At 61.7% G+C, this 19,327-nt stretch carries 17 protein-coding genes; 12 read left to right on the top strand and 5 right to left on the bottom strand.

All coding sequences use genetic code 11. From position 1 onward, the window contains the following. Positions 1 to 79: 79 nt before the first annotated feature. Positions 80 to 1,651 carry a GMC family oxidoreductase gene (locus tag AC1DCM_RS07085; protein ID WP_477517759.1) on the bottom strand — a complete coding sequence of 524 codons (1,572 nt, stop codon included), beginning with the start codon at positions 1,649 to 1,651 and terminating at the stop codon, positions 80 to 82. 187 nt (positions 1,652 to 1,838) lie between these two features. Between AC1DCM_RS07085 and AC1DCM_RS07090 the strand changes: the two genes are divergently transcribed. After that, positions 1,839 to 2,846 (top strand): AraC-like ligand-binding domain-containing protein, encoded by a 1,008-nt coding sequence (locus AC1DCM_RS07090; protein WP_477517760.1) that lies wholly within the window; start codon positions 1,839 to 1,841, stop codon positions 2,844 to 2,846. Positions 2,847 to 2,861: 15 nt separating this feature from the next. Here AC1DCM_RS07090 and AC1DCM_RS07095 read toward each other — a convergent pair whose 3' ends face one another. Continuing rightward, on the bottom strand, positions 2,862 to 3,059 hold the full coding sequence (locus AC1DCM_RS07095) for a hypothetical protein (RefSeq protein ID WP_477517761.1): 198 nt from the start codon (positions 3,057 to 3,059) through the stop codon (positions 2,862 to 2,864). A 164-nt stretch (positions 3,060 to 3,223) separates the two neighbouring features. On the opposite strand from AC1DCM_RS07095, the gene AC1DCM_RS07100 reads away from it, so the two are divergent. Together AC1DCM_RS07100 and AC1DCM_RS07105 are read left to right on the top strand one after the other, a co-directional pair. Then, positions 3,224 to 4,450, top strand: coding sequence for an acetyl-CoA C-acyltransferase (locus AC1DCM_RS07100; protein ID WP_477517762.1), 1,227 nt, complete (start codon positions 3,224 to 3,226; stop codon positions 4,448 to 4,450). Next, positions 4,447 to 4,860, top strand: coding sequence for a hotdog fold thioesterase (locus AC1DCM_RS07105; protein WP_477517763.1), 414 nt, complete (start codon positions 4,447 to 4,449; stop codon positions 4,858 to 4,860). Before AC1DCM_RS07100 ends, AC1DCM_RS07105 begins: the two co-directional genes overlap by 4 nt. Positions 4,861 to 4,987: 127 nt before the next feature. Here AC1DCM_RS07105 and AC1DCM_RS07110 read toward each other — a convergent pair whose 3' ends face one another. Beyond that, complete coding sequence (locus AC1DCM_RS07110) at positions 4,988 to 6,007, bottom strand: dihydrodipicolinate synthase family protein (RefSeq protein ID WP_477517764.1); 1,020 nt, start codon at positions 6,005 to 6,007, stop codon at positions 4,988 to 4,990. Between the two features lie 40 nt (positions 6,008 to 6,047). Next, the gene (locus tag AC1DCM_RS07115; RefSeq protein ID WP_477517765.1) at positions 6,048 to 7,061 is read right to left on the bottom strand and encodes an ornithine cyclodeaminase family protein; all 1,014 of its coding nucleotides are present in this window, start codon (positions 7,059 to 7,061) and stop codon (positions 6,048 to 6,050) included. Between the two features lie 138 nt (positions 7,062 to 7,199). On the opposite strand from AC1DCM_RS07115, the gene AC1DCM_RS07120 reads away from it, so the two are divergent. The 8 genes from AC1DCM_RS07120 (at position 7,200) to AC1DCM_RS07155 (ending at position 16,827) form a co-directional block, all read left to right on the top strand. Further along, a complete protein-coding gene (locus AC1DCM_RS07120; protein ID WP_477517766.1) occupies positions 7,200 to 8,576 on the top strand; it encodes an aldehyde dehydrogenase family protein in 1,377 nt (458 codons plus the stop codon). A gap of 103 nt (positions 8,577 to 8,679) precedes the next feature. After that, complete coding sequence (locus tag AC1DCM_RS07125; protein ID WP_477517767.1) at positions 8,680 to 10,182, top strand: bifunctional 3-(3-hydroxy-phenyl)propionate/3-hydroxycinnamic acid hydroxylase; 1,503 nt, start codon at positions 8,680 to 8,682, stop codon at positions 10,180 to 10,182. A gap of 47 nt (positions 10,183 to 10,229) precedes the next feature. Beyond that, positions 10,230 to 11,168, top strand: coding sequence for a VOC family protein (locus AC1DCM_RS07130; RefSeq protein ID WP_477517768.1), 939 nt, complete (start codon positions 10,230 to 10,232; stop codon positions 11,166 to 11,168). Between the two features lie 30 nt (positions 11,169 to 11,198). Continuing rightward, positions 11,199 to 12,230: a fumarylacetoacetate hydrolase family protein gene (locus AC1DCM_RS07135; protein WP_477517769.1), complete on the top strand. Its 1,032-nt coding sequence runs from the start codon at positions 11,199 to 11,201 to the stop codon at positions 12,228 to 12,230. Then, positions 12,227 to 13,093, top strand: coding sequence for an ABC transporter substrate-binding protein (locus AC1DCM_RS07140; protein ID WP_477517770.1), 867 nt, complete (start codon positions 12,227 to 12,229; stop codon positions 13,091 to 13,093). Before AC1DCM_RS07135 ends, AC1DCM_RS07140 begins: the two co-directional genes overlap by 4 nt. A 142-nt stretch (positions 13,094 to 13,235) precedes the next feature. Further along, positions 13,236 to 14,252 (top strand): fumarylacetoacetate hydrolase family protein, encoded by a 1,017-nt coding sequence (locus AC1DCM_RS07145; RefSeq protein ID WP_477517771.1) that lies wholly within the window; start codon positions 13,236 to 13,238, stop codon positions 14,250 to 14,252. Then, positions 14,252 to 14,860, top strand: coding sequence for a cupin domain-containing protein (locus AC1DCM_RS07150; protein WP_477517772.1), 609 nt, complete (start codon positions 14,252 to 14,254; stop codon positions 14,858 to 14,860). Before AC1DCM_RS07145 ends, AC1DCM_RS07150 begins: the two co-directional genes overlap by 1 nt. Continuing rightward, entirely contained in the window at positions 14,857 to 16,827 is a 1,971-nt protein-coding gene (locus AC1DCM_RS07155; RefSeq protein WP_477517773.1) for an acetoacetate--CoA ligase, read from the top strand. Before AC1DCM_RS07150 ends, AC1DCM_RS07155 begins: the two co-directional genes overlap by 4 nt. Positions 16,828 to 16,970: 143 nt before the next feature. Here AC1DCM_RS07155 and AC1DCM_RS07160 read toward each other — a convergent pair whose 3' ends face one another. Beyond that, a complete protein-coding gene (locus AC1DCM_RS07160; RefSeq protein ID WP_477517774.1) occupies positions 16,971 to 17,885 on the bottom strand; it encodes a LysR substrate-binding domain-containing protein in 915 nt (304 codons plus the stop codon). Positions 17,886 to 18,024: 139 nt separating this feature from the next. On the opposite strand from AC1DCM_RS07160, the gene AC1DCM_RS07165 reads away from it, so the two are divergent. After that, on the top strand, positions 18,025 to 19,320 hold the full coding sequence (locus AC1DCM_RS07165; RefSeq protein WP_477517775.1) for a cytochrome P450: 1,296 nt from the start codon (positions 18,025 to 18,027) through the stop codon (positions 19,318 to 19,320). Positions 19,321 to 19,327 lie beyond the last annotated feature (7 nt).

A 19,327-nucleotide genomic window follows, 5' to 3' on the forward strand; every position in this document is an offset into this window, starting at 1 on the left:
GGGATGTGGGGATGCCCGTGGCCGGCAGGGCGTAGCCATGGGCGACTGACCACGGGCTGGTCAGTCGCCCACGGGCCAATCAGTTTGCAGTTGCCGCAAGGATGGTTTCATCGCTCGCGGAATTATGGGTGGCGGCCGACAGGATCAAATCGGCCGCTTTCTCACCAATCATGATGGCTGGGGCGTTAGTGTTGCCGCTGGGAACGGACGGAATGATGGAGGCGTCCGCCACCCTCAGGCCTGCAATCCCGTGCACTCGGAGCTCTGGGTCTACTACAGAGAGGTCATCGATGCCCATCTTGCATGTTCCAACCTGGTGATGATAGGTCCCGGCCACTTGGCGCACAAACTCCCGGAGGGTGTCCCTGTTGGCGACGCCCGATGGGCTGAACTCGGACTTCCGGAATGGGGCGAAGGCGTCCTGCTGGCCGATTTCCCGACAGATTTCGACCGCATCAACGAGCGCCTCAACGTCATACTCGTCTGCCAGAATGTTGGGGTCCACCACCGGCGCCACTGTGGGGTCGGCTGACGCGAGCCGGAGTGATCCGCGGGAGCGGGGGCGGACGATGCCTGGTGCAATGGTGTAGCCGTGCGCCGGGGCAGCTCCACCGTCTGTGGGGTATGGCAGATGAAGGAACAAGGGCTGAAGATCCGGCGCTTCCTCGTCGGTTTGCTTGCTGTGAGCGTACAACTGGCTCTCGAGCAGGTTGTGCTTTCCCGCCGCTAGTGGCTGGCTGGCTTCATAGATGTTGCCTGCCAAGAGGTGGTCATGCAGGTTTTCGCCGACGCCGGGAAGGTCCGCGACGGAAGCTATGCCAAGTCGCTGTAGCTCATTCTTGGGTCCAATTCCGGAGAGGAGCAAAATCTGAGGAGACCCGATGGCCCCTGCGGAGAGCACTACTTCGGAGTTGGCGGCTGCACGGTGCGCGCCATCGGCTGACTGGTACTCGACGGCGATCGCCCGCCCGCTCGCCACCACAATCCGCGTGACAAGTGCACCAGTGGTGACGGTCAGTCCGGGATGGTCCAGCAGGGGCGCCATGAAGCTCTGCCAAGCGCTGGCCCGTTTCCCGGCACGGGTGGTGGTGTGATTAAAGCCGACGCCGGTCATGCGGCTTCCGTTGAAATCCTCCGTTTCCGCGTGGCCAAGCGCCTTTGCGGCATCCACAAAGGCTTGAGCGGTTGGATGACGGTTGATGATGCGTTCGACGTGGAGCGGACCGCCCTCACCGTGGAACTCGTTGGCTCCGTCCGCATGGTCCTCTGAGCGCTTAAAGAGCGGGAGTACTTCATCCCAGGACCAACCCGCGGCCCCGTTCGCTGCCCAGACATCGTAGTCGTTGCGGTGGCCGCGGATGTAGATCATACCGTTGAGGGAGCTGCTGCCGCCCAGAACCTTGCCCCTTGGCCAGTAAAGAACCCGGTTGTTGGCGTGCTTTTGTGGCGTGGTCATCACGGCCCAGTCATTGGCGCCTGTGAGCAGCGCTGGCCACCCTTGGGGGCTATGGATGTTTGGATCCGTATCCGCGGAACCGGCTTCCAGGACGTGGACGCTGTAGCCGGCGTCGAGCAAACGCCGGGCAATTACACTACCCGACGAGCCTGCCCCGATGATGATGTAGTCACTGGCAATGGTGTTATTAGCCATGAGTTCCTCCTTGAACGTAGGCGTGATGATGGATGGCGATGTATTCAGAACTTTGCCGTCCTTGCCTCGGGAAGGCTTTGGCCTCAGGCGCACGGGGCTTTGCACGATGCGCAGGATCGTGATGCGGATCACGCTAAATCGCGCTCGTGTGCCAGACTGGAACGGGTTGTTGTAGAGGAGGATGTCCGTGACCGAAGTTGCGCTCCCAGGGCCGCTGCAAGTCTTTAACGCTTCCCTCTTGGACAGCGGGGAACGTTTCGAGGCTTGGAAGGAAGCGGTGAATGCTGCCTTTGTGCCCTTGACTGTCACAACCACTGAACCGGGTTGCTTCAGCGGCTCCCTGGTCGGCCAAAGTGTGGGTGCAATGCATGTAAGCGAAGTTTCCGGAAGCGCGAGTCAGGTCCAGCGGACTTCACGTGAAATTGCTGCAAATGATCCGGGTCTGATAAAGCTGGGCCTGCAAGTGCGAGGCTACTCGGTGGTTGCCCAGGACGGTCGCGAGGCTGCCCTGACGCCCGGGGACTTCGCGATTTACGACACCAGCAGACCCTACGACCTGTACTTTGACGATGCTTTCCGGATGCTCGTGGTCATGTTTCCGCCGGACTCGATGCAGCTGAGCCGCCGTCACATCGCTTCCCTGACGGCCTCCCGTGTCTCCGGGAGGCATGGCCTTGGCTTACTGATGTCCACACTCCTGAGCGCGTTGGGGCAGCAGCTGCACGACGGTAAGATGCCCGGAACCGCAAGCGTCTCCGATGCACTGCTCAGCCTTGTCTCAGCAGTATTTGCCGAAAGGATTGATCCGGGTTCGCCGCAGAACTCAGCGCGATTAGTTCTGCTGGCCCGTATCCAGGCATACATCTCCTCTCATTTGGGAGATGCGGAATTAACGGTCGTTCAAGTGGCAGCCGCACACCATATCTCCGTCCGCTACTTGCAAAAGCTCTTCGAAGAGCACGGCGAAACGGTGAGCTCCTGGATCCGGCGCAAACGCCTTGAAAAATGCCGTCTGGACCTTGAGAACCCGCAATTGAGCGGCAGGCCGGTATCCGCCGTAGGAATGCAGTGGGGCTTTGCGGACGCCTCCAGCTTCTCCCGCGCCTTCAAATCGGCCTTCGGGCAAGCGCCGGCTGAATACCGCTACTCTTTCACTCCCCTTCGAAGGTTCAAGGAGCAGAAGGACGATAGCTGACTAATCCGCGCATGGTCACAAACGTCCGCCATCAATAAGGCGCGACTGTTGATCGACGGAGGCCGAACTCGCAGATAGCTTCCAGTGGACGCGCTTCTTGAGCTCATGGCCTCCTTGGCGGAGGTCTCTTCCGGCAACGAGGGCCGCCTTGTCGCCCAGCTCATCGGTGAATGCCAACAGGACGAGATGGCGATGGCGGAATTCCAGAAGCATTTCTGGCCGTTCCTGCAGGCCTTGTGCAATACGATACGGTTCGTATAAGTTGGGTTGAGATGCAAGGGCGGGCCCCTGGGCTTAGCAACCCTGTGTTCTCAATCCCGTCCTTCTCGCGCCAAGGGACCAGCGGCGTGCCGGGCGGTCCCCAATGAAAGGAAAGCATGATCGTGAAGACTGCCTTGGAGCCACGTGATGCTGTGGTGGTCGCCTACCGTCGAACACCGATTGGCCGGGCCCGTAAGGGTTCATTGGCCGCCGAACGTCCCGAGGATCTGGCCCTCGCAGCCATTCGGGGAGCACTCGCTGCCGTTCCACAGCTGGGCTCTGACGAGTTCGCGGATGCCTACGTGGGGTGCGCTGTCCCGCAGGGCGCACAGGGCGACAACATCGGACGTCGAATCATGGTGCTTGCAGGAATGGACACTGTCCCGGCGGTCACAGTAAACCGTTTCTGCGCCTCCTCGTTGCAGGCTACGGCAATGGCAGCACAGGCCGTGCGCGCGGGCGACGGCGATGCCTTCCTGGTTGCGGGTGTCGAATCGACCAGCGCAGTTCCTCCAGTGACTGATAACCCCCACCCGGCCTTTGCCGAGGCAGCGCGGCGGGCCGATGCCAGCTTCGAAGCTGGTCAGCCGTGGGTCGACCCCCGGGATCGTGGCGAGCTGCCCGATGTGTATCTTTCCATGGGCAAGACTGCCGAGTTCGTAGCCCGTCTGACCGGAACCTCGCGCCGTGACCAGGACGAATGGGCTCTTGAGTCTCAACGCCGGTCGGAACGGGCTGTCCTGTCCGGGTACTTTGCGAGAGAGATTGTCTCAGTGACCACGGCTTCCGGCATGGTGGTAAGCGCCGATGACGGCCCGCGACCGGAAACCACCATGGAAGCCCTTTCAGGTCTGAAGCCTGTGTTCCACGAGTCCGGAACCGTGACCGCGGGCAACGCCAGCCCGCTGAACGACGGCGCGTCCGCCTTGGTGGTAATGAGCGCCCGCCGAGCTGGCGAACTTGGATTGCGGCCGTTGGCCCGGATTCTGGGCAGCGCCGCCAGCGGCCTTTCACCAGAGATCATGGGACTGGGACCGGTTGCTGCGTCCAGTCGTCTGCTTGATCGTTTGGGGCTGTCGATCGGTGACATTGACGTCGTCGAACTGAATGAGGCCTTCGCCGCCCAAGTGGTCCCAGTAGTCCGCAAGCTTGGGGCGGATCCGGAGCGCGTCAACCCCTTTGGCGGCGCAATCGCCCTGGGCCACCCCTTCGGTGCAACGGGTGTGAGGTTGGTTGGAACACTCATCAATGGTCTGCAAACCACTGACGGATCCCTCGGCCTGGCCACCCTGTGCGTGGGCGGCGGCCAGGGCATGGCCATGGTGCTGGAGAGGCTCTCATGAAACCGATAGCACTTATTGCAGACCCGGCCCGCTCAATGCTCGCCGCAGACCGCTCCTTGGAAGGCCTGGGTATTCAGGTGCTGAGTGCAAGTGAAGGGCGGGCCACTGCAGTCCTGACCGTTACGCCACAGATGGCCAACGGGCATGGGATTGCCCACGGCGGCTTGGTCTTCGCTTTGGCAGACACGGCATTCGCCATGGCCGCAAACACGTTCGGGGCCGGAATCGCGACCGCCGAGGCTTCGATCTCCTATGTTTCCCCGGCCCGCATCTCCGAGGAGCTTGTTGCCTGCGCTGAAGTGACATTTCACGAGGGCCGCCGGATGATCGTCGATGTCATGGTGCGGGCGGGGGAGCGGACTGTTGCCATCTACCGCGGAACAGGCAGGGCGCTTCGCGCGACGGACTAATTGTCGTGCACGGCGTCGGGGCCATGCGGTGGTCCATTCACGCACAAGGAAGCCCCTTGGATCACCGGGCAAAAAACAAATTCGGCGATTCAAGGGGCTTTCCATGCCAGCTCACGGCCGGCACACTTTATGCGCTGACGCGTCCGCGGAGAAACTCGGAGTCAGGCGAGTCCGTGACGGGAAGCCCCGAAGCTTGCAGGCTGGCGCGTAGCTGCTTCATGAAGCGGTCGGGCAGCCTGACTGCCGGAGGACGCAGCGCGCCCCCATTAAATCCGGAGAGCCATTCCTGGTATTTCCACTGGGTGCGGTTGATGGAGCTCGTTCCCGGAGTGGAAGTGGACGACACCGCAATATTCGCGGCCCGGGCGGGCTGCACCTCCCAGTACCGTTCCATGGCCTCCTCCCACTTGCCCGTGCGCGCCAGCTCAAAGGCCTTGGGGTAGTAGTCACCCATCCAGTTAGTGTTCGCGGTACCGGAGAATTGAACGTCCAGGACCGACATGAGGGGGATCAACTCGGCCTCAATGGGGCAGGAGATCACTACTTCATCGCGGAAGTGATGGTACATCTCCATGACACCTGGAATGCCCGGGTATCCCTGTTCGGCCTTGATGGCAACAATGCTGGGCATGGCATCAAGGACGCGGCGCACGAAATCAACGCTCATGCCCGCGGGGTGAATCCTCTCGAACCCCCAAGCCGGCAGCGGGAACAACATGGTGGCAAGGTCGGTTTCGTCGGTAAAACGCTTGGTGTAGTCGAAAACCTCGTCGTACGAAGTGGGCCAGAACGAGGAAGGATAGGCCAGCAGGGCACGGTCGGCGCCGGCCTTGGTCGCCAGGTTCGCGGCGTGGATGTTTTCTTCCAATGTCCCGAAAATGGCGTGGAAAAAGAGGCCGAAGTCTTCCCCGGCGGCCTCCCGGGCCACCTCGGTCATCCGGGCATTCTCCTCCGGAGTTATGTTGGCTTCGGCGATCAGCAGGGAACCCTTGTAGCCGCGTTCCTTGAGCAGGAGGATGTCGTGCCGGATTGCATTTTCGTTGATGCCGGAGAAATCCGGCGTGAAGGATGGGTGCGTGACGGCGACAGTGCCGACAAAGTTTTCCCGGGCCCAGGAACGCGCCTCGGATTTGGTGTAGTCCACCATGATGTACTCCTTGTTTTTTCAGTTGGTTCTGGTCTGGGGCCTATTTGCGGCTGGTGACGATGCCGACCGGCAGGACCGTGCCAACGCCCTCGGCACGGGCGCGATCCACGAGCATTTCGGCCACCACGATGTCCTGCAATCCGGAACCCGTTGACTTATATATCCGAATCCCGCGCTCCACATTGATGGCAGTTTCCCCGCTGAGGACCGCATTGAGCGTGACGACGAGCGAATCGACGTCGACGCCGTTCGCCCGGGCCGCGATCATGTCCCCGCTGCCGTGAACAACCTCGTCACGGGTGTCCACCACTACTGTTGTGGCCCTTGCGATCAGCTCCGCAGGCAGTTCCCGTTGGGCTGGGGTCGTGGAACCGATCGAGACTACCGCGGAGTCGGGGCCGACCCATTCGGCCTGCAGGGTGGGGGACTCGTCCCGTGAGCGGGCCGCGCACAAAATCAGATCAGCCCCTTCCGCAGCCTCGCGGGCGGAACCGACAGCGCGGACGGGGGCGCCAAAGGCGCCGTCGAACTCGGCGGCAAAGGCCTCGCGATTGGCGGCCGTTGGGCTGAACACGCGAACGTCCGCGAATTCAAGGACATGCGAAAACGCGGTCAGATGGGAACGTGCTTCAAAGCCGGAGCCGATCACCCCGACGCTCAGCGGCCGTGGCGGGACAATGCCGGAGGCGCCCACTGCTGTGGTTGCGGCGGTGCGCAGGCCGGTCACACGGTTTCCGTCCACCAGCGCCACAAGATCCGCGGTGTCTTTATCGAAGAGGGAAATCAAGTAGCTGACGCGGAGTCCATCCGCGAATGACCCTGCGATGGATTTCGCGCCGAACAGTTGCCCGCTTGGTGGGACCGAGGGCATGACCCGCAGCCATTCCCGTGGCGTCTGGGCGAATATGCGTCCAGGCGTGCCGGCGTCGTCGGCGGGATTCTTATAAGCGGCGCGGATTGCCTGGATCGCCGCAGGCCAGTCCGAAATGCTGGCCACATCGGCGTCGGTAAGAAAGAGTGGAAGGTTCGTCGGTAGCTCACCGTCGGTGCTCACGGGCACTCCTTTGTGTCGTGCAGCCGAAGTGGCTGCTGCGTGGGTGGATGAATCAGGAGAAGGATCGAAGATTGTGTCCGATACGCATCGTATCCTATAGTCGTGACGAAGAACACGTCTCTGGAAGAGGACCTGCCCATGGCAATTGCAACCGTCAACCCCGCCACCGGTTTAACCGAATTGATCATTGAGCCGCACACCGCGGAGGAAGTCCAGGAGCGCATTGCAGAATCGGCCAAAGCAGCGCAAGTGCTGCGGGGGACAACCTTTGCCCAGCGCGCGCGGTGGATGCTCGCCGCAGCGGAAATTCTCGAGGATCAGGCGGAGGGCCTGGGTGAGCTGATCACCGTTGAGATGGGTAAGCCAATTGCGCAATCCATCGCCGAAGTGCACAAGTGCGTTAAGGCCATGCGCTTTTATGCCGCGCGGGCCGAGGAATTCCTTGCTGACGCTCCCTTGGACAACCCGTCATCGGTGGGGGCCAGCAGGGCGTGGACCCGCTACGAACCGTTGGGGACCGTCCTGGCGGTCATGCCTTGGAACTATCCGTTGTGGCAAGTCATTCGTTTTGCGGCCCCGGCGCTCATGGCAGGCAACTCGGGCCTGCTCAAACACGCATCAAACGTGCCGCAGGCCGCGCTCTTTCTGGACACGCTCTTTGAGCGGGCGGGTTTCCCGATTGGCTCTTTCCGCACCCTGCTGATTGGCGGCTCTGCGGTCGCCTCCGTTCTGGCCGATGAGCGAGTCAAGGCCGTCACGCTGACCGGATCCGAGCCGGCAGGACGTTCGGTGGCTTCCATCGCCGCCGACCACGTGAAGAAATCCGTGCTGGAGCTCGGCGGCTCGGACCCCTTCATTGTCATGCCTTCGGCCGATGTCGCCGAGGCAGCAGCGACCGCCGTCCGAGCACGTATCAGCAACAATGGCCAGTCATGCATTGCGGGCAAGCGCTTCATTGTGCACACCGAGGTCTACGACGCATTCGCCGCCGAATTCGTGAAGCTGATGTCGGAGCTTTCCGTGGGGGACCCGCTGGACCCCGCAACCCAGGTGGGACCGTTGGCCACCTCGTCCGGACGCGACGAGCTGGCTGAACTCGTCGAGGACGCACGCGCTTTGGGCGCCCAGGTGCTGACCGGCGGGACAGTCCCGGAAGGTCCGGGATTCTTCTACACCCCGACGGTGCTCGCCGGACTTACTGAAGAGATGCGGATCATCCAGGAAGAGGCCTTCGGCCCCGTCGCCTCGCTTTATCGTGCCCGTGATCGTGAGGATGCCTTGCGGATTGCGAACCAGACTGCCTTTGGGCTTTCGAGTTCAGTCTGGACCGCCGATGTTCAGGAGGAGGAATGGTTCCTGGCGAATCTCGACGCGGGGGCGGTCTTTATCAACGGAATGACGGTTTCGTATCAGGAGCTTCCCTTCGGCGGAATCAAGCGCTCCGGCTTTGGTCGTGAACTGGCTGCGGATGGCATCAGGGAGTTCTGCAACCTCAAGACAGTCTGGAAGGCCTAAACCGGCAGGCCCCCTTTTAGACGCTTCCGTGCACCCTTGTGCCCCTGCGTGATGCATGTTACTTTTTATTCGAAACGATACGTACTGAACTTGAAGGAGCGAGATGACTAACGTCAACGTCGACGTCGTAGTGATCGGAGGAGGGCCCGTTGGAGTCACTGCCTTGGCCTTGTTGGGGCGCGCGGGTCTGACCGCCGTCGGCGTGGAGCGGGATACCCAGGTTTGGCCAACCGCCCGCGCCGTTCATTTTGATGGTGAAACCTTCCGTACCCTCCAATCGCTGGGGGTAGCAGAGCGCTTTGCCGAAGCAACTTTGCCGATGTCCTCCTTCCACATTGAGAATGAGGAACGGGAAGTCCTCGTGTCCGTGCCCACTGGCCAATTCGGCACTCAGGGCTGGCATGATGACCTCACTTTTCACCAACCGGACATCGAAGTTCTGCTACGGGGCGTGGTGGAAGAACTTCCCGGTGTTGAGTTCCGACAAGGCGCCAACGTGATCTTAGTGCGCAACCAGGGAGCCGGTGTCGCGGTGGCGGTGCGGGACGCTGACGGCACGGAATCACTCATCCATGCCCGCTGGGCTATTGCTGCGGATGGGGCCCGTTCATCAATCCGCCAGGCGTTGGGGATTGAGTGTGAAAAGCTGGGTGAAGATGCGCAGTGGCTGGTCGCAGACGGCATTTTGGAAGAAGGCCCTGGGTTGTCTTCCGACATGATCTTCCTGGGCCATCACACCCGGCCCTCCCTGTGGATCCGCCTGCCCGGCAAGCGTGTTCGCATGGAGTTCATGTTGATGCCGGGGGATGACCCCGAAGAAATTGCAACCTCCGCGGGTGTTGAAAGAATCAGCCACGGCGTCCTGCCGGCTGGGAAGTTTATGGCAGACCGTCTCGCCACCTATACCTTCCGCGGCCGCATCGCGCAGCAGTGGCGGGCCGGCAACATATTCCTGGCAGGAGATGCAGCCCACCAGGCACCTCCACTTTTTGGGCAGGGACTTTGCGCAGGAATGCGTGATGTGGCCAACCTCGTCTGGAAGCTTGGCGCTGTCAAGCGGGGCACGGCCAATGAAAGCCTGCTCGACACCTATGAGAGTGAACGCATGCCGCATGCACGGTTCTGGGTGGAGCAGGCAACAAGAGCGGCGGGTTTCATGCAAACAACCGACGCCGCGATCGCCAAGCAGCGTGACGCCTTCATTCGCGCCAACCCTGCTGCCTCCGCCCCGGTAGCCCCCGCACTGGGCCCGGGCCTGCACGAAGGTGGCGTCGATGAACGTGCCGGCAGGCTGGCCATTCAACCGATCCTCAGCGACGGAGTGCGTCTGGATGACATGGTGGGAAGCCGGTTCCTGGTGGCAACAACACGCGAAATCTATTCCGCAATCCCATCCCAACTGCGCGAACAACTCGAGGATTTCGCCGACGTCGTGGTCCTGTTTGATCCGGCAAAAGTGGGCCAGATCCTTCAGGCCGCCGGCGCCCAGGCTGTTGTCATCCGCCCCGACCGCTACATCCTGGGCTTAGGCGATACCCCTGAGGCCTTCGAGCGCCTCATCAGCAGAATCCCGGGCCTTGCCCGGGAAGTGCCAGCACCTCTCTAAAACAAAATTCGACAGACCACACACGGACAGGAACACAGGAGCGCATCATGGCATTCAGCCCGATCACACACCTCAGGCACTTCGACATCGCAGTGCCTGATTACCAAAAACAGGTTGAGTTTTACAAGAACCACTGGGGACTCACCGAAATGGAGAACGACGGCGACGTGACGTACTTCGCCGCCGAAGGCTCACCGGAACAGTATTCGGTGCGTGTTCGTAAGGCCGATGAAAAGCGCCTCGACATGGTCGCGTTCGGTGCGGCGGACAAGGCCTCAGTGGACCAACTCGCCTCGGATCTCATTGCCAAGGGCGTAAAGCTGATCGGCGAACCCGATGACGTCAAGACCCTTGGAGGTGGGTACGGCTTCCGGTTCTTCGACCTGGAGGGACGCACTATTGAGGTCTCCTCAGACGTAGATGTACGCAAGCATCGCAAGATTGAGGAACGCGAGGCGATCCCGGTGCGGCTCTCCCACGTGGTGCTCAACTCGCCTGAGCCCGAGAAAATGCGCGCCTGGTACGAGCAGATGCTTGGCTTCCGCCTCTCCGACACCCTGAAGCACCCGCACATGGGGGATCTCTTCTACTTCATGCGCTGCAATGCCCAACACCATTCCATAGCGATCTCCCGCGGCCCGCACGCTTCACTGCAGCACGCATCCTTCGAACTGCGCGGCATTGACGAGTACATGCGCGGCAGCGGCAAACTGCTGCGTTCGGGATTCAAGAAGATCTGGGGCCCTGGCCGCCACAAAGCCGGAGACAACACCTTCACCTACTTCCACGATCCCAACGGGAACACCATGGAGTACACCACCGAGCTGGACTCGGTGGACGAGGATACGTGGCATCCAAGCATCTTCGACACCCGCGATCCTGAGACGTCTGACCAGTGGGGAACCGGGGGCGACATGGACGAATTTATCGCCCGCGAGATGTTCAACGACAAAGACAAGGGCCTTTATGTCGCCCCGCCGGTATAACGGCACCAGATGATGGCCATTGGAGGATTCATGGAAGGAAAGCATGTGAACGGCTTCACGCTGGGCACCTTCGAAAAGGCGGGGGAGAGCTTCCCCGGTGCGGTCTTTGGAGACCGCGTAGTTGACCTGCGCATCGTGCTGCCGGGAATTTCACGCATCGGCGATCTCTTCGCCGATTGGGACGCACACCTGGATGTGCTCGGGTCCATCGACGTGGCCGCCGCGGCTACCCTCCCGCTCGAAGCGCTGAACGTGCAGGCGCCGGTCCAGCCGGTGGGCAGCATCATCGCTGCCGGAGCAAACTACCGCGAGCACGTCGTGCAAATGAGCGTCGCCCACAAGCTCGGCAAGGAAGGCGCGGACCCAGCGCAACTGGCAGCTGACGCGGCGGCCGAAATCGATGAGCGGGGCCGCTCGGGGGATCCGTATGTCTGGACGGGTATACCCTCGGCGGTGTGCGGAGCCTACGACGACGTACAACTTCCTGATGTGGGTGGCAACGTCGACTGGGAACTGGAGCTGGGAGTGGTCATCGGACGAAAGGCCCACAGGGTCTCAGCCGAGGACGCTTTTGACTACGTGGCCGGATACACCATCGTCAATGACATCACCGCCCGCACGTTGGTACCGCGCAACGACATCGCGATGATGGGTACTGATTGGTTTCGCGCGAAAAACCAGCCCACGTTCTTCCCTACGGGCCCTTACCTTGTGCCGAAGCGGTTCGTCCCGGATCCGGCAAAGCTGCGGATTCGCCTGAGCCTGAACGGCAATCCAATGCAGGATGCCCTGGCCGATGACCTGGTCTTCGACATCCCGAGCCTGATCGCCTATGCCTCGTCGGTAGCCGTCCTGTTGCCCGGGGATGTCCTCATCACCGGTTCCCCGGCTGGCAACGGTTCTCATTGGGGCCGTTTCTTGAGGGACGGCGACGTTATGGAGGCGGAAATCAGCGGATTGGGCACCCAACGGTCGACTGTTCGCGGGCCCAGCGGACAGTTGCCCCCCTGGTATGTGGATCGGCCGCTCGCGGTCGCTGCTGCTGGCGGAGCCGCCCTGTGACCCTGCGCCCGAGGATCCTGCGCCAGAGCCATTTTGTTCCGCCGGTGTCCTATCTGCTGGCGGAAGATCTTGGATTCCTGCGTGGATCAGATGTGGTGCTCACCCGCACCACCTCAAGCGCCGAACAGCTTCGAGCCCTGCTCGCAGGGGAACAGGACATGGTTGTCACGGCAATCGACAACCTGTTCGAGTGGGTCCTGGCCGGGGCCGACCTTCGCCTGGTGGCCCAGGTGGAGGCGACCACGCCGCTGGGCATCCATGCCCGCAGTGGCCTCGAGACGATAACGGATCTGGCTGGTTGCCGGTTCGCCGTTGACGCTCCCAACAACGGTTTCGCGCTCATCGCCAAGCGTCTGCTGCGGGACGACGGCGTCGAGGTTGACTACAGGGTAGTAGGTGGTGTGCGCGAGCGCCTGGATGCAATGCTCGACGGTGAAGTGGACGCGACGCTGCTCGGGGCGCCGTTTGACAAACTTGCGGAGAAGTCCGGATTTGCCCGAATAGTGGACATCAATGCATGGCTGCCGGAGCTGCCGGGCCAAGGGCTGGTGGTCCGTGCCGACGTCGCCGGATCCGTTGAACTGGAACGCTACCTCAGGGCCTTGGCGCGCGGCGTGGAGGCAGGAGTTCCGATGTCCGATGCGCAGGGCATCGAATTACTTGAACGCTGCGGTTTCCAGGCCGGGGCTCCGAGCGCATGGGACTCACGGGCGCGGACGCTGACCGTGGACCAGCGCGGGCTGGAGCTTTTGACCGGGATCCGACAAAGCCTGGGCATGCTTGGGCAGGGGACTTCCCTTAAGGAACTCTGCGACCCTGAGCCGCTGCTGAAGGCCTTGGAGCCCGCATCCCGCGGGTCGTGACCCGTTGATCCTCACCGTGCCGGCTACTACTGCACGGATCATCGCCATGCGACGCCTACAAACCCCAAGGGTCTTGCCTCTTGCAATCCCTTCAGCTCGATACGATACTGTACGTATCGTATAATCAGACTAAGGAACAATCATGAAACTGGGACGGATAGCAGTGCCCACGCCCGACGGCGAAGAGATTCGCCTGGTTGCGGCCCAGCCGGAACAAGGCCGGGTCATTGATCTCGCACGCGCCTACGCACTAACGCTTCAACGCAAAGCCGCCCAACCTGACCGGGCCCGGGCGCTGGCCCGCGCGGTTCTGCCCGGCAGCCTGGCTGCGGGAATCGGTGGAGGCGCCATATTCCTGGATGCCGCCCACGACTCACTTGCCGCTGCCGACGATGCCTCGTACGGCATCGACGAGGTGTCATGGCGAGCGGCTGTCGACTCTCCGGTGATACGCGACGGCCTGACTTTCGAGCAGCACATCCAAAACTTCCACCGTATTGTCGCCAAGGCCCAGCCGGCACGCTCAATTTACGAGCGGCCCGGCTATTTCAAGGGCACAACGGCCATGTCCTATGGGCACAACCAAGAGCTGCCCTACCCCGACTTCACGAATGCCCTGGACTGGGAGCTTGAGGTTGGATACGTCGTGGGCAAGTCCGGCAGCGACCTGACCCCTGACACGGCGATGGACCATCTCTTCGGCATCACCGTCTTCAACGACTTCAGCGCACGCGATGTTCAGGGTGCTGAAATGGCCATCGGCATGGGGCCGCAAAAGTGCAAGGACTTCGGTTACGGCATCGGCCCTTGGGTCACCACGATGGACGAAATCGATGCTATCGAGGGACTGCGCGGGCAGGTCCGTGTCAACGGCGAGGTCCTCTCGGACACCAAAGTGGAGGACTTCGTCTACACACCGGCGGAGTTGCTGGCTTATGTCTCCATCTCGGACCGCCTGCAGCCAGGGGACCTCATCGGGTCCGGCACCATGGGCTTCGGCGCCGGCGTGGAGATCGGCAAATTCCTGCAGCCCGGCGACGTCATTGAGCTTGAACTCGAGGGCGTCGGGACGCTTCGCACCCCGATTTCCACCGAACGCCAAAAGGCGCCCTGGTGGCCGGAGCCGCGCACCTACCCCCACGACGAATGGGTGGCGTGATGACCCGGCCTCCAGTTCGCCGTATCGTCACCGGACACGACGACAATGGCCGCGCCATTATCCTCTCGGATGGAGCGGCACCGAACAACTGGTCCTCGGACATGATTCCGGGATTTGGTGCCACAGTCCCCTGGGTGACCGAGGCAGGGGCGATCGATCATGTGAGCGACGAGGATCCGGCCGGCGCGGACGTCGAGATCCCCAGCTTCCCTGCACCGGGCCAGACGATATTGCGCATCGCCGATTTTCCGCCGGACTCGGTGTATCCGGACGAGGCTGGCTCGGTCATCTTCAGCGAGATCGACGGACACGAGGAGGCTGAAGCCGGGGCCCAGCACAGCGGTTCCAGGCATTTCTGGTTCCACCGCACTGACTCACTGGACTATGCGGTCGTTCTTGAAGGTGAAATCACGCTGCTGGTTGACGAAGGTGAGGCAACCATGCGCGCCGGTGATGTTGCCGTGCAACGTGCCACGAGCCACGCCTGGTCCAACCGCACTGAGCAGACCGCCAGGGTCCTGTTCGTACTGATCGGAACCGAACCGCTGACCGCGGCACAAATTGCCGAGCAGCGCAGGAAGGCCTCCCGGCATTTGGAGAGGGCATGATTACCAACGCGCAGGCCGCAGATGGCGAATTGATCTGGCAACCTGATCTGGAACGGGCGCTCGAGACCGGCGTTGGCCGATTCGTCGAGTTCCTGGGCGGCCACAGCGTCGGGATTGGGGCGGGCTACGACGAACTGTGGCAGTGGTCAGTGGATGAGCCCGGGAAGTTCTGGGAGCTTTTCGCCGAGTTTGCCGGCGTCGATTTAGGTGGAACTCCGGGGCCGGTGTGCAGCAGCGACCCCATGCCACACACGCGCTGGTTCCCCGGCCGCACGCTCAACTTTGCAAAGCATCTGCTGCAAGGCCACGAGGGAGTCGCCCTCATCGGCATCGATGAGGATGGGAAGCGCGAGGAGGTCACATGGGCTGCGCTGAGGCGGGACGTTGCCTCCTTGGCTGCCCATCTTCGTAGTTGCGGCGTAGACCAGGGGGACAGGGTTGTTGGAATACTTCCCAACGTTGCCGAGGCCGTCGTCGGGCTGCTTGCCAGTGCGTCCGTCGGCGCTATCTGGTCGGTCTGTGCCCCGGAGTTCGGCCCGGGTGCAATCGTTACACGCTTTGCCCAGCTCGAACCAAAGGTCATCCTTGCCGCGCCGGGCTACCGACTCGGCGGGAAGGACCGGGACCGGCGTCCTGAGCTGGTGGAAATCATCGCAAAGCTGCCTACGCTCGAGCACATCATCTGGGTGGGGCGGCATACTTCCATTCCAAGTATCCCCACCCAGGTCCCGGCCACGGATTGGGAGCAGGCCGTCGCCGATCCAGCGGAACTTGTTTTCAACGACGTCGAGTTCAGCCACCCCCTGTGGGTACTGTTTTCTTCGGGGACCACAGGGATTCCCAAGGGGATCGTTCACGGTCACGGCGGAGCACTGCTTGAGGAGCTGAAAATGCTCCTTATACATTCCGACCTGCGCCCGGGGGATCGATACCTCAACGTTGCTTCAACGAGCTGGGTGTTGTGGAACTCGCTCGTCTCTGCGCTCGGAGTCGGTGCCACGGCGGTGCTCGTTGATGGAAACCCCACTTTCCCGTCCTTGGACCGGGTATGGCAGATTGCGGCAGCAGAGCAGATTGCTGTCCTGGGCGTGGGTGCTGGTTTCATCCACGCCTGCGCAAAGGCCTCCCTCGCGCCAATCCGAGACCAAGACCTCGGTGCCTTGAAATCCGTTCAGGTCACAGGTTCACCGCTCTCCGCTGACGGCTATCGCTGGGTTTACGGCAATGTTGGCGATGTCTGGTTGAACTCGATGAGTGGCGGTACTGACATCGCCTCCATTTTCGTAGGGGGATGTCCCACCCTGCCCGTCCATGTCGGCTATATCCAGGCGCCTGCCCTTGGGGTGCGTGTGGAGTCCTGGGATGAAGCCGGCAATCCCACGCGTGGTAAGGGCGAACTGGTGGTTACCCAAGCAATGCCATCGATGCCGCTGAGCTTCTGGGGTGATGACGGCAGCCGCTATCACGATAGCTACTTCGCGACATATCCAGGGGTGTGGCGGCATGGGGACTTTATTGAGTTCACCCTGCAGGGCATCCTCATCCACGGCCGCTCCGACTCAACCCTCAACCGCAATGGGCTGCGGCTCGGTTCGGCAGATATCTATGCCGTAGTTGAATCATTGCAGGAGGTCGCCGAGGCCCTGGTTGTCGGTGCGGAACTGGGCGTTGATTATTACATGCCACTCTTCGTCCACTTGGCCGACGGCGCCGACCCGAGCATCGCTCGGGAAGCCATCACCAGATCCATTCGGGAAAACCTGTCGGTTAGATACCTGCCCGACGACATTGTCTTCATGCCTGGAATTCCGCATACCCGCACTGGAAAGAAGCTGGAGGTCCCCGTAAAGCGGCTCTTGCAGGGTGCACCACTGGAATCCGTCGCGGATCTCGGGTCGGTGGACAACGCTGTCCTGCTGGAAGAATATGCAAGGTTTGCCCTTAGCCGGGAGACCGTATCACCCTAGGTGGCCGCCCTACGGGCAATGGAAATGGGGGAGAGGACGAGCCGGACCGGCGAAAGCGAGGTCCGGCTCGTCGTCGTGCTTGGGCCCTTACGTCAAAGCGGTCCAGAAGCTGATTCGCCAGCCAGCGACGTCCCGTCACCGCTTTACTCCGGGTGCGATGCATCCAGGATTTCGACGGCGTATTGCACCAGCGCCTTGGCCCGGTTCGTGAGCGCCGCTTCCTTTGGCCACACCGCGACGACGGAGGTTTGGCCGGCGCGGGGGCGGAGGTGCCTGGTGACGAGCCCTTTGCCTTCGCTCGAGACGGGGATCTGGTTGGGTCTTGACATCAGGAGGCTGTATCCGAGTCCCCGCCCGACCATTGCCCGCACAAGATCGATTTGCGGTACTACCGCGCCGAGATGGGGTTTGAGTCCGCGCTGGGAGAACATCAACTGCGTATATTCGGTGCTGGGTGCCGTGTTGAGCATGATGAGCGGCTTGGTAGCCAAAGCTTCCAGTTCAATTTCCTCCTCCAAGGCCAGAGGATCGTCGGCGCCCAGGACGGCCATGACTTCGGTTTCGTAGATGACCTTGCGCTCTATGTCCGCGGGCAGGCCGATGTCATAGACGATCGCAGTGTCCAGGCTTCCGTCTTCCAGAGCGGGAAGAAGGTCTGCATGATCCCCCACCGTGATACTGATTTCAACGTTTGGGTGAAGCTTTGCCATGCCCTCGAGGACGGCCGGGAGCACGTTGCTTGCCAGGCCCGTGTAACAGCCCAGTGACACTGGTCCCTTGAGCTCGCCACGAAGCTCTCCCAACCCCTCGGCCAGCGCGCTGGCTTCCCGAAGCAATTCCCGGGCCCGCGTTGCGAAGTGGCGTCCGGTGGGTGTCAGGTGCATTCCCTTGGCTTTCCTGCGAATGCACAGCTGTTCCCCCAGTGCTGCCTCCAGCTCACTGATGGCATGAGAGAGCGCCGATTCGGAGATGTGCAGCTGTTGTGCTGCTGACCCCAAGGTGCTGTGGTCGGGGAGCGCGGCGAACAGTTCGAGCTGTCTAAAGGTGAACTTCGGCACTTGAGTCCCTATTCCTAAGAAATCGAATTACTTCTGCTGATATCCGCAGTTTACTGGAGAATGCTTTGCCGTGACACTGATTACACGAGGACGTACCAGTAGCACCGGGTACACAATGACGTGCCAGTAGGAGCAAGCCATGACGACACAAGCGGGCGAGTGCCCGTTCCACGGGAACTCAGTGATTACCCATACGACAGCAGACCCGGTTCGCGGCAGCGGGGGAGAGGAGCCTGCAACCGTTTCACCGGATGCCGTTGACTACCCGGTGGCTGATTGGGTTGACGTAGCCGCCCTTTCAACTAGTCCATACCCGACTTATGCCCGGCTCCGGGCGGAGTCTCCGGTGGCGTGGGTTCCGCAGCTTAACAAGTTCCTGGTGACGAGTTACGCCGGTTGCCACACGGTTGAACAGGATCAGGAGCTGTTCAGCGCTAACGTTTCGGGTGCAACGATGACCCGGGCGATCGGCGCCCGGCCAATGTTGCGCAAAGACGACCCGGAGCACGCCGCAGACCGGGCGCCTGTAAATCCTGTTCTTCGTCCCAAGTCCATCAAGGAAGTCTGGGGACCGGTTTTTGAGCGTAACGCCGAGACCTACCTTCAGAGAGTCGCCGAACTGGGGCCGGACCAAGCGGATCTGAACCGGGATTACGCAGCCCCCGTGGCATCGCAGAATCTCATTGACCTCCTGGGATTGAAGGACGTTTCCGTGGAGCAGGTGCGGCGCTGGTCCCACGACTTCATCGCCGGCATGGGAAATGTTTTGGATGATCAGTCGATCTGGGACAGGTGTGATGCCGCCACCGCCGAGGCCGACCGTTTGCTGGAGGAACTCATCCCCTATTACCGGCAGAACCCGGACGCCTCGATGGTTTCCGCATTCGCCAACAGCGGCCTCCCCACCGCCAATGTTGCTGCCAACGTCAAACTGACCATTTCCGGTGGTATGAACGAGCCGCAGCACATGRTCACCAACATGGTGTGGGCCCTGAGCACTCACGTCGGTCAGCGCGAGCAGGTCCTTGCCGATCCGGCTTTGTGGGCATCAGTGTTTGATGAGGCGGTCAGATGGCAGTCACCTATCGGAATGTACCCCCGGGAAACAACACGGGAAACTGTCCTCGAAGGCGTCCGTATTCCCGCCGGTGCTGGGATCGGCGTCGTCGTGGCATCTGCCAACCATGACGCGGGCCACTTCGGCGCTTCAGCTGCAGAATTCGATATCAATCGGCCCAAGCGCCCCCACCTGGCATTCGGAAGCGGCGTCCACCTCTGCGCCGGGCACTGGGCGGCGAAGACCTCCATTGGCCAGATCGCGGTGCCGATGGCCTACGAGCGCTTTCCGGGCCTGCGCGTGGACAAGCGACGGAGTGAAAGCTGGGATGGCTGGGTCTTCCGCGGACTGACCAGCCTGCCCGTCACCTGGAACTAACCCAACT

This window comes from Paenarthrobacter sp. 10N417 (assembly GCF_056394745.1).

Coding starts and splice junctions, on each gene's coding strand:
- AC1DCM_RS07145 (WP_477517771.1), top strand. CDS start 13,236: ATGAAACTGGGACGGATAGCAGTGCCCACGCCCGACGGCGAAGAGATT.
- AC1DCM_RS07120 (WP_477517766.1), top strand. CDS start 7,200: ATGGCAATTGCAACCGTCAACCCCGCCACCGGTTTAACCGAATTGATC.
- AC1DCM_RS07085 (WP_477517759.1), bottom strand. CDS start 1,651: ATGGCTAATAACACCATTGCCAGTGACTACATCATCATCGGGGCAGGC.
- AC1DCM_RS07105 (WP_477517763.1), top strand. CDS start 4,447: ATGAAACCGATAGCACTTATTGCAGACCCGGCCCGCTCAATGCTCGCC.
- AC1DCM_RS07130 (WP_477517768.1), top strand. CDS start 10,230: ATGGCATTCAGCCCGATCACACACCTCAGGCACTTCGACATCGCAGTG.
- AC1DCM_RS07135 (WP_477517769.1), top strand. CDS start 11,199: ATGGAAGGAAAGCATGTGAACGGCTTCACGCTGGGCACCTTCGAAAAG.
- AC1DCM_RS07155 (WP_477517773.1), top strand. CDS start 14,857: ATGATTACCAACGCGCAGGCCGCAGATGGCGAATTGATCTGGCAACCT.
- AC1DCM_RS07150 (WP_477517772.1), top strand. CDS start 14,252: ATGACCCGGCCTCCAGTTCGCCGTATCGTCACCGGACACGACGACAAT.
- AC1DCM_RS07100 (WP_477517762.1), top strand. CDS start 3,224: ATGATCGTGAAGACTGCCTTGGAGCCACGTGATGCTGTGGTGGTCGCC.
- AC1DCM_RS07125 (WP_477517767.1), top strand. CDS start 8,680: ATGACTAACGTCAACGTCGACGTCGTAGTGATCGGAGGAGGGCCCGTT.
- AC1DCM_RS07110 (WP_477517764.1), bottom strand. CDS start 6,007: ATGGTGGACTACACCAAATCCGAGGCGCGTTCCTGGGCCCGGGAAAAC.
- AC1DCM_RS07095 (WP_477517761.1), bottom strand. CDS start 3,059: ATGCTTCTGGAATTCCGCCATCGCCATCTCGTCCTGTTGGCATTCACC.